This is a genomic window from Parabacteroides sp. AF27-14, assembly GCF_003635425.1.
In the GTDB taxonomy this organism is placed as follows: Bacteria; Bacteroidota; Bacteroidia; order Bacteroidales; family Tannerellaceae; genus Parabacteroides; species Parabacteroides distasonis.
The window spans coordinates 117,875-127,707 of record NZ_QTLZ01000015.1 but is presented as its reverse complement, the minus strand read 5'-3'; the positions used below and the strand labels follow the sequence as shown (position 1 = coordinate 127,707).

General features: G+C 44.1%; 7 protein-coding genes. All 7 read left to right on the top strand.

Annotated elements, in window-relative coordinates:
* Positions 1-58 precede the first annotated feature (58 nt).
* The 7 genes from erm(F) to DWY79_RS15285 all read left to right on the top strand — a co-directional run bounded on the left by erm(F) (position 59) and on the right by DWY79_RS15285 (position 9,832).
* Positions 59-859 (top strand): 23S rRNA (adenine(2058)-N(6))-methyltransferase Erm(F), encoded by an 801-nt coding sequence (gene erm(F), locus DWY79_RS15315; RefSeq protein WP_004295323.1) that lies wholly within the window; start codon positions 59-61, stop codon positions 857-859.
* 286 nt (positions 860-1,145) lie between these two features.
* Complete coding sequence (gene tet / locus DWY79_RS15310) at positions 1,146-3,071, top strand: tetracycline resistance ribosomal protection protein (protein WP_008645586.1); 1,926 nt, start codon at positions 1,146-1,148, stop codon at positions 3,069-3,071.
* Entirely contained in the window at positions 3,071-5,389 is a 2,319-nt protein-coding gene (locus DWY79_RS15305) for an ATP-binding protein (protein ID WP_008645587.1), read from the top strand. Before tet ends, DWY79_RS15305 begins: the two co-directional genes overlap by 1 nt.
* The gene (locus DWY79_RS15300; protein WP_008645588.1) at positions 5,382-6,704 is read left to right on the top strand and encodes a sigma-54 dependent transcriptional regulator; all 1,323 of its coding nucleotides are present in this window, start codon (positions 5,382-5,384) and stop codon (positions 6,702-6,704) included. Before DWY79_RS15305 ends, DWY79_RS15300 begins: the two co-directional genes overlap by 8 nt.
* A gap of 279 nt (positions 6,705-6,983) precedes the next feature.
* Positions 6,984-7,397, top strand: coding sequence for a dihydrofolate reductase family protein (locus tag DWY79_RS15295; RefSeq protein WP_008655868.1), 414 nt, complete (start codon positions 6,984-6,986; stop codon positions 7,395-7,397).
* 210 nt (positions 7,398-7,607) lie between these two features.
* Positions 7,608-8,225 (top strand): RteC domain-containing protein, encoded by a 618-nt coding sequence (locus DWY79_RS15290; protein ID WP_008645591.1) that lies wholly within the window; start codon positions 7,608-7,610, stop codon positions 8,223-8,225.
* 149 nt (positions 8,226-8,374) lie between these two features.
* Entirely contained in the window at positions 8,375-9,832 is a 1,458-nt protein-coding gene (locus tag DWY79_RS15285; protein WP_008645592.1) for an ATP-binding protein, read from the top strand.
* Position 9,833: the final 1 nt, after the last annotated feature.

The window sequence follows — 9,833 nt, the reverse complement described above, 5'->3', positions numbered from 1 at the left end:
TGTACAACTTTTTACTCATATTTATCAACTTAAATTAATTCCGCCAACGGGTTTACTAATGACAAAAAAGAAATTGCCCGTTCGTTTTACGGGTCAGCACTTTACTATTGATAAAGTGCTAATAAAAGATGCAATAAGACAAGCAAATATAAGTAATCAGGATACGGTTTTAGATATTGGGGCAGGCAAGGGGTTTCTTACTGTTCATTTATTAAAAATCGCCAACAATGTTGTTGCTATTGAAAACGACACAGCTTTGGTTGAACATTTACGAAAATTATTTTCTGATGCCCGAAATGTTCAAGTTGTCGGTTGTGATTTTAGGAATTTTGCAGTTCCGAAATTTCCTTTCAAAGTGGTGTCAAATATTCCTTATGGCATTACTTCCGATATTTTCAAAATCCTGATGTTTGAGAGTCTTGGAAATTTTCTGGGAGGTTCCATTGTCCTTCAGTTAGAACCTACACAAAAGTTATTTTCGAGGAAGCTTTACAATCCATATACCGTTTTCTATCATACTTTTTTTGATTTGAAACTTGTCTATGAGGTAGGTCCTGAAAGTTTCTTTCCACCGCCAACTGTCAAATCAGCCCTGTTAAACATTAAAAGAAAACAGTTATTTTTTGATTTTAAGTTTAAAGCCAAATACTTAGCATTTATTTCCTGTCTGTTAGAGAAACCTGATTTATCTGTAAAAACAGCTTTAAAGTCGATTTTCAGGAAAAGTCAGGTCAGGTCAATTTCGGAAAAATTCGGTTTAAACCTTAATGCTCAAATTGTTTGTTTGTCTCCAAGTCAATGGGTAAACTGTTTTTTGGAAATGCTGGAAGTTGTCCCTGAAAAATTTCATCCTTCGTAGTTCAAAGTCGGGTGGTTGTCAAGATGATTTTTCTGGTTTGGTGTCGTCTTTTAAGCTGCCGCATAACAAATTAATAATACCAAATAAAAATACGTATAGATTAAAAAAGTTCTTTGTGCTTTTGTCAGGGAACTTTTTTTTCGTAAATTTGCGTTCAATTATGCGGCAGTAATAATATACATATTAATACGAGTTAAGAATCCTGTAGTTTTCCACATGCTACGAGGAGGTATTAAAAGGTGCGTTTCGGCAATGCATCTATTGTAGTATATTATTGCTTAATCAAATGAACATTATAAATTTAGGAATTCTTGCTCACATTGATGCAGGAAAAACTTCCGTAACCGAAAATCTGCTATTTGCCTGCGGAGCAACGGAAAAGCGCGGCAGTGTTGATAAAGGTGACACCATAACAGACTCTATGGATATAGAAAAACGTAGAGGAATTACTATTCGGGCTTCTACGACATCTATTGTTTGGAATGGTGTGAAATGCAATATCATTGACACTCCGGGACACATGGATTTTATTGCAGAGGTGGAGCGGACATTCAAAATGCTTGATGGAGCAGTCCTCATATTATCGGCAAAGGAAGGCATACAAGCACAAACAAAGTTGCTGTTCAAGACTTTGCAAAAACTGCAAATCCCGACAATTATATTTATCAATAAGATTGATCGTGCCGGCGTAAATCTTGAGCGTTTATATCTGGACATAAAAACAAATCTGTCGCAAGACGTCTTGTTTATGCAAACGGTTGTCGATGGAGTAGTTTACCCGATTTGCACCTCAACAGATATAAGGGCAGAACACAAAGAATTTGTATGCAACCATGACGACGATATATTAGAACTATATTTGGCGGATAAAGAAATCTTACCGGCAGATTATTGGAATGCGATAATCGCTCTTGTGGCAAAAGCCAAAGCCTATCCGGTCTTGCATGGATCAGCAATGTGCAATATTGGCATCAATGAGTTGTTAGACGCCATCATTTCTTTTATATTTCCTCCGGCATCAGTCCCAAATAGACTTTCAGCTTATCTTTATAAAATAGAACATGCCCCCAAAGGGCATAAAAGAAGTTTTCTAAAAATTATTGACGGAAGTCTGAGACTTCGAACCGTTATAAAAGTCAATGATTCGGAAAAATTCATCAAGATTAAAAATCTAAAAACCATTTATCAGGGCAAAGAGATAAATGTTGATGAAGTGGTTGCTAATGATATCGCAATTATAGAAGATATAGAAGAATTAAGAATCGGAGATTATTTAGGTGTTAAACCTTGTCTGATTCAAGGATTATCTCATCAGCATCCCGCCCTCAAATCTTCTGTCCGACCAGACAAGCCCGAAGAGAGAAGCAAGTTGATATCCGCTCTAAATGTATTGTTTATTGAAGACCCGTCTCTGTCCTTTTCCATAAATTCATATAGTGATGAATTGGAAATCTCGTTATATGGTTTAACCCAAAAAGAAATCATACAAACATTGCTGGAAGAACGATTCTCCGTAAAGACCCATTTTGATGAAATCAAGACTATCTACAAAGAACGACCTAAAAAGAAGGTGAATAAGATTATCCATATCGAAGTCCCTCCCAACCCTTACTGGGCCTCAATAGGACTGACTCTGGAACCTTTACCGATAGGGTCAGGGGTGCAAATCGAAAGTGAAATCTCCTTTGGTTATCTGAACCATTCTTTTCAAAATGCCGTTTTTGAAGGAATCCGTATGTCTTGCCAATCGGGATTGCATGGATGGGAAGTGACGGATTTGAAAGTAACCTTTACTTATGCCCTTTATTATAGTCCGATAAGTACCCCTGCCGATTTTAGACAATTGTCTCCTTATGTCTTCAGGTTGGCTTTGCAACAATCAGGAGTGGATATTCTCGAACCGATGCTCTATTTTGAGTTACAGATACCACAAGTAGCAAGTTCCAAAGCTATTACAGATCTGCAAAAAATGATGTCTGAGATTAAAGGTATCAGTTGTAATAAAGAGTGGTGTCTTATTGAAGGGAAAGTTCCATTAAATACAAGTAAAGACTATGCTTCAGAAGTAAGTTCATACACTAAAGGCTTAGGCACTTTTATGGTTAAGCCGTGTGGGTATCAAATAACAAAAGGCGGTTATTCTGATAATACCCGTATGGAAGAAAAGGATAAACTTTTATTCATGTTTGAAAAATCAGTATCATCAAAATAATGGAACGATCCAGGAATTTCTATAAGACAATACGGTTGGGGTATATACTTATCTCCGTTCTTATCGGATGTATAGCATATAATAGCTTCTATGAATGGCAGGAGATAGAAGCATTAGAACTTGACAATAAAAAAATAGACGAGTTCCGAAAAGAGATAAACAATATCAATATTCAAATGATAAAATTTTCTCTATTTGGTGAAACAATACTGGAATGGAACGATAAAGATATCGAACATTACCATGCACAGCGTATGGCAATGGATAGTATGCTCTGCCGTTTCAAAGCTACCTATCCGGCAGAGCGTATAGACAGCGTACGCCATCTTCTCGAAGATAAGGAACGGCAGATGTGCCAAATCGTTCAAATACTTGAACAACAACAAGCCATCAACGATAAGATAACCAGTCAAGTACCTGTAATCGTGCAGAAGAGTGTACAGGAACAGCCCAAGAAGTCCAAGCGCAAAGGTTTCTTGGGCATCTTCGGCAAAAAGGAAGAAGCGAAACCAACTGTGACTACCACGATGCACCGTTCCTTTAACCGGAATATGAGAACCGAACAACAGGCACAAAGCCGCCGCTTATCGGTTCATGCCGATAGCCTTGCCGCACGAAATGCGGAACTTAACAGGCAACTGCAAGGACTGGTTGTTCAAATAGACGGGAAAGTACAAACTGACCTACAAAAGCGGGAAGCCGAGATAACAGCCATGCGGGAACGGTCGTTCATTCAGATTGGGGGCTTGACAGGGTTCGTTATACTGCTACTGGTCATATCATATATCATCATACACCGAAATGCCAACCGCATCAAGCGATATAAACAGGAAACCGCAGATTTAATCGAGCGACTGCAACAAATGGCAAAGCGAAACGAGGCACTGATAACCTCCCGCAAGAAAGCCGTACATACCATTACCCATGAATTACGCACACCGCTGACTGCAATAACGGGCTATGCCGGACTGATACAAAAAAACTTCAATGCGGATAAAACCGGGATGTATATCCGAAATATTCAGCAATCCTCCGACCGTATGCGTGAAATGCTTAATACTCTTCTGAGTTTCTTCCGGCTGGACGACGGCAAGGAACAGCCTAATTTCTCCACGTGTAGGATTTCATCAATAGCGCATACGCTCGAATCAGAGTTTATGCCAATTGCCATAAACAAGGGACTTGCTCTTACTGTGACGAATCACACGGATGCTGTTGTACTGACCGATAAGGAACGCATTCTACAAATTGGAAATAACCTGCTGTCAAACGCCATCAAGTTCACTGAGAACGGTGCCGTTTCTCTGACAATGGGGTATGATAACGGTATGCTGAAACTTATCGTCAAAGATACGGGTTCGGGTATGACCGAAGAGGAACAGCAACGTGTGTTCGGTGCGTTTGAACGTTTGTCAAACGCTGCCGCAAAGGACGGCTTCGGATTAGGTCTTTCCATTGTTCAGCGCATTGTGACAATGCTCGGCGGCACAATCCAGCTGAAGAGCGAGAAAGGCAAGGGCAGCCGTTTCACGGTGGAGATACCCATGCAGTCAGCCGAGGAATTGCCGGAACGGATAAATAAAACACAGATTCATCATAACCGAACACTCCATGATATTGTTGCCATCGACAATGACAAGGTACTTCTCCTAATGCTGAAAGAAATGTATGCACAAGAAGGGATACATTGCGACACTTGCACCGATGTTGCGGAACTGATGGAAATGATACGCCGGAAAGAATACAGTCTGCTTCTGACCGATTTGAATATGCCGGATATAAACGGCTTCGAGCTGTTGGAACTGCTACGCACCTCCAATGTGGGCAATTCAAGGATCATTCCGATTATTGTAACAACCGCTTCGGGCAGTTGCAACAGAGAGGAACTTTTAGAACGTGGATTTTCCGATTGCCTTCTCAAGCCGTTTTCCATATCGGAGCTGATGGAAGTTTCCGACAAGTGCGCCATGAAAGGTAAACAAAATGAAAAGCCTGATTTCTCCTCCCTACTGTCTTACGGCAATGAATCCGTCATGTTGGATAAACTGATAGCGGAAACCGAAAAGGAAATGCAGTCGGTCAGGGATGCGGAACAACGGAAAGACTTTCAAGAACTGGACGCCCTGACACACCACCTACATAGTTCGTGGGAGATACTGCGTGCCGACCAACCATTAAGGGAACTTTATAAACAGCTTCATGGGAGTGCCGTTCCCGATTATGAAGCATTGAACAACGCCGTGACTGCCGTATTGGATAAGGGTTCGGAGATAATCCGGCTGGCAAAAGAAGAAAGGAGAAAATACGAAAATGGATAAAACAAAAATCATCGTGGTGGAGGACAACATCGTATATTGCGAGTTTGTCTGCAACCTGCTGGCACGGGAGAAATTCCGTACCGTGCAGGCTTTCCACCTCTCGACAGCGAAGAAACTTCTGCAACAAGCCACTGACAATGATATAGTAGTTTCTGATTTGCGTTTGCCTGACGGTGACGGCATCGACCTATTGCGCTGGATGCGCAAAGAAGGCATGACGCAGCCGTTCATCATCATGACCGACTATGCCGAAGTACATACGGCGGTTGAAAGCATGAAACTCGGTTCGCTGGACTACATACCCAAGCAACTCGTGGAGGACAAACTCGTGCCTTTGCTCCGCACCATACTGAAAGAGCGGAATATCGGGCGAAGCCGCATGCCCGTATTTGCCCGTGACGGTTCAGCCTTTCAGAAAATCATGCACCGGATAAGGCTGGTAGCTCCTACCGACATGAGCGTACTGATATTCGGGGAGAACGGTACTGGCAAAGAGCATATTGCCCATCTACTGCACGATAAAAGCAAGCGTTCAGGCAAGCCTTTCGTGGCGGTGGACTGCGGCTCACTCACCAAAGAGCTTGCACCATCGGCGTTCTTCGGACACGTCAAAGGAGCGTTCACTGGTGCTGAAAACACAAAGAAAGGCTATTTCCACGAGGCGGAAGGCGGCACATTGTTTTTAGACGAAGTGGGTAATCTCGCACCAGAAACTCAACAGATGTTACTCCGTGCCATACAGGAACGGCGGTTCCGTCCCGTTGGCGACAAGTCCGACCGCAGTTTCAACGTCCGCATCATCGCCGCCACCAACGAGAATCTGGAAAAGGCGGTCAATGAAAAGCGTTTCCGGCAGGATTTGTTATACCGCCTACATGACTTTGAAATAACCGTTCTGCCCTTACGTGACTGTCAGGAGGACATCATGCCGCTGGCGGAGTTCTTCCGTGAGATTGCCAATAAGGAATTGGAGTGCAAGGTTAGCGGTTTCAGTTCCGAAGCACGGAAAGCGTTGCTGACCCATTCATGGCCGGGCAACGTGCGCGAACTTCGACAGAAAATCATGGGTGCGGTGTTGCAGGCTCAGACGGGACTTGTCACAAAAGAGCATCTGGAACTTGGGATAACCGAAACAACCTCTGTTACCGGCTTCTCCCTACGCAACGACGAGGAAGATAAAGAGCGGATTCTGCGTGCTTTGAAGCAGGCTGACGGGAACCGGAAGGTCGCTGCCGAATTGCTTGGAATAGGCAGGACAACACTCTATAATAAACTGGAAGAATATGGATTGAAGTATAAATTTGAGCAACCATAGCCCGCAATTCGCTGAAAATGGCTATCTTTGCATGACATATCAGAAGGTAACGGCGATTGGCAGAGCCTTTTGCCGCCTATATATAACATAAGACCGCAAGGCGTCCTAATGGGAATCTGGAAAATTAACATTAACAGGAACTATTGCGTGATTGCTTATGCTATGCCTACGCATAGCGTGCATTCACCTATTCCTGTTAAGGGCATTCCAGAGCCTCCATTAGTGATAGCGTGGATTGCACGCTACTTTTTTGCCCTTGCCCAACGAAAGGAAACGCTAATGGGTAAAGTACAGATTCTTGCCGTCCTCACGATGGACGGTTGTCAAAGCTCCGAGTTATATTGCAAAGCGTATAAGGAACTGCGCCTTGAAGATTGCGGTATCAACGAGATAAGGGAAAACGCCCTTTATCATATCACACCCGACTATTCCATCTCTATGCTCGACGAATGGCGGAAATCCGCAACAGACATCTGCTATCTGGCGGAAGTCACTCCTGAAAAGGCGGACTACATCAATGGGCTGTTACGTATGCGTGTGGTGGATGAAATCATACTTTATACGCTTCCTTTCATTGCCGGAACGGGAAAGCGTTTCTTCCAGTCCGCCTTGCCACAGGAACAATGGACGCTGACCTCGCAGAAGGTGTACCGCAACGGAGTGGTCCGCCATATCTATAAAGCGTGCGTTTGATGTCCGGAAAATGGACGAATGTTCAGGAAATGAACACTTTAAGTCGAAAATAATTCCTGACAGACAAATAAATTGCAAAATTATCACACTGAAATCCAGCACCTTGCAGAGAGTGTGCCGGATTTTTTATTTTATGAACACGCTTTTTGCCAATCATATTCATGTGCGCATACCGAAAAACAGAGTGTAAAATTTCAAAATTGACAGGATATGAATTATTTCTTATTGGCGGAAACCGAGTTCTTCCGCCGTATAAACGAAGCCGGGGACTGCAATATGGAAACGGCATATACGGCTTTCGCCACGCAAGTAATCGAGCTATGCAGCGGCAATGTGGACACCAACCGCACCATCATCGCACTGGCTTACATCGAAATCGAGTTGCAGCACCATCCCATGCGCAATCTTCCCGAAGAAAAGAGGGAGGTTGCAGCCTATATCAGCAAGGCACTCTCTTTAGTGAGGAAGATGCAGAAGTTCCTTGCCGCTCCCCAAGTGCCACCACTAATCCCCATCCGTACATCCTCCGACAACACAACCGAAAATCCCGCCTCACCCCTGCAATGGACGGGCAACGCCATCGACCTCGTGGAACTTATCTACGGCATCAACGAGATGGGCTGCATCAACAACGGCAACATGCCGCTCAAACAGCTCGCCCCGCTCCTCTACAAGATTTTCGGTATCGAATCAAAGGACTGCTACCGTTTCTATATCGACATCAAACGCCGGAAAAACGAAAGCCGCACTTACTTCCTTGACAGGATGCAGGAGAAACTGAACGAGAGGATGCTCCGCGACGAGGAAATGGAACGTTTGAGAAAATAATCCTGTACCAATGATGAATCAGGGGGTGACGTTATGTCATTCTCTGATTTTTTGTAGGTTTTGTCCTGCTGTGTAGATACATTTCGTTATCTATTCGCCCGAAAACCAGCGAAAAGCACTATCTTTGTACCCACGTTACAGAATTGTATATGAGCATAGACAACCTCGACATAATAAAACGGTTGATAGCCGAAAAAGAATGCGGACGGGTGGAGTTCAAGGAAACCACCGGACAGTTGGAGCGCGGCATGGAAACGCTTTGCGCCTTCCTTAACGGCGAAGGCGGCACGGTATTGTTCGGTGTCACCGACAAGGGAAAAATCATCGGACAAGACGTGAGCGACAAAACCAAGCGGGATATAGCGGACGCGATCCGGCGTATCGAGCCGTTTGCCACAGTTGAAGTTTCTTATACTGAAATACCAGACACTGGCAAAAGTGTCATCGCACTGTCTGCGGAAGAACAAAGATATATGCGTCCGTTCTCTTACAAAGGACGGGCTTACCTGCGGGTGGAAAGCGCGACATCCATCATGCCGCAGGAGATATATAACCAATATCTGATACAGCGGGGCGGGAAATACGCTTGGGAGGCAATAGCAAATCCTGACCTTAAAATATCCGACCTTGACGAACATGCCGTCATTAGTGCTGTTCGCGGGGGAATCAGAAGCGGTCGTTTACCTGAAGCAACCATAAGGGAAGACTTGCCGACCATTCTCGAAAAATTCAGTCTGTTGCATGACGGGAAACTTAACAATGCTTCAGCAGTGCTGTTCGGTCATGATTTTTATTATTATCCCCAATGCCTGCTCCGTCTGGCGCGTTTCAAAGGCACGACGAAAGACGAGTTTATAGACAATCAACGTGTCACTGGGAATATCTACGCGCTGCTGGATGCTGCAATGGCGTTCTTTTTCAAACATCTGTCACTTTCCGGTAAGATAGAAGGGCTGTACCGTGAGGAAGAACTGGAAATCCCGTACAAGGCATTGAGAGAGTGCTGCACAAATGCGTTGTGCCACCGCCTGTACCACCGTCCCGGCAGTTCGGTGGGAATCGCCATCTATGACGACCGTGTGGAAATAGAGAACAGCGGGACATTTCCGCCGGATATAACAATGGAAAAACTGTTAAGCGGGCATAATTCAGAACCGCAAAATCTAATCATAGCAAACGTGCTGTATAAAAGCGAGGTCTTGGAAAGTTGGGGACGGGGCATCGGGCTTATGATAAGCGAGTGTCGGCGTGTCGGCATTCCGGACCCCGAATTTCACACGGACGGAAACAGCGTATGGGTCGTTTTCCGCTATACCCGGAAAGCAGTCGGGTCATACCCGACAGTCACCCCACAGTCGCCCGATAGTTACCCGACAGTTACCCCGCAAGTGGGAAAAGTTCTGTCTGCAATCGGGAATCAGACACTATCGACAAAAGATGTTATGGAAATGATAGGATTGAAGGACAAAAGCAATTTTCTGGAGCTTTATCTGTATCCTGCAATAAGGTTGGATTTAGTAGAACCGATTTATCCGGAAAAGCCGAAACACCCGCGACAGAAATACCGTCTTACGGAGAAAGGTCTGGATTTAATTAAAAATAAATAGT

Bases quoted from the DNA above. Each gene is read 5' to 3' on its own strand.
- tet (WP_008645586.1), top strand. From the start codon at position 1,146: ATGAACATTATAAATTTAGGAATTCTTGCTCACATTGATGCAGGAAAA.
- DWY79_RS15305 (WP_008645587.1), top strand. From the start codon at position 3,071: ATGGAACGATCCAGGAATTTCTATAAGACAATACGGTTGGGGTATATA.
- DWY79_RS15300 (WP_008645588.1), top strand. From the start codon at position 5,382: ATGGATAAAACAAAAATCATCGTGGTGGAGGACAACATCGTATATTGC.
- DWY79_RS15295 (WP_008655868.1), top strand. From the start codon at position 6,984: ATGGGTAAAGTACAGATTCTTGCCGTCCTCACGATGGACGGTTGTCAA.
- DWY79_RS15290 (WP_008645591.1), top strand. From the start codon at position 7,608: ATGAATTATTTCTTATTGGCGGAAACCGAGTTCTTCCGCCGTATAAAC.
- DWY79_RS15285 (WP_008645592.1), top strand. From the start codon at position 8,375: ATGAGCATAGACAACCTCGACATAATAAAACGGTTGATAGCCGAAAAA.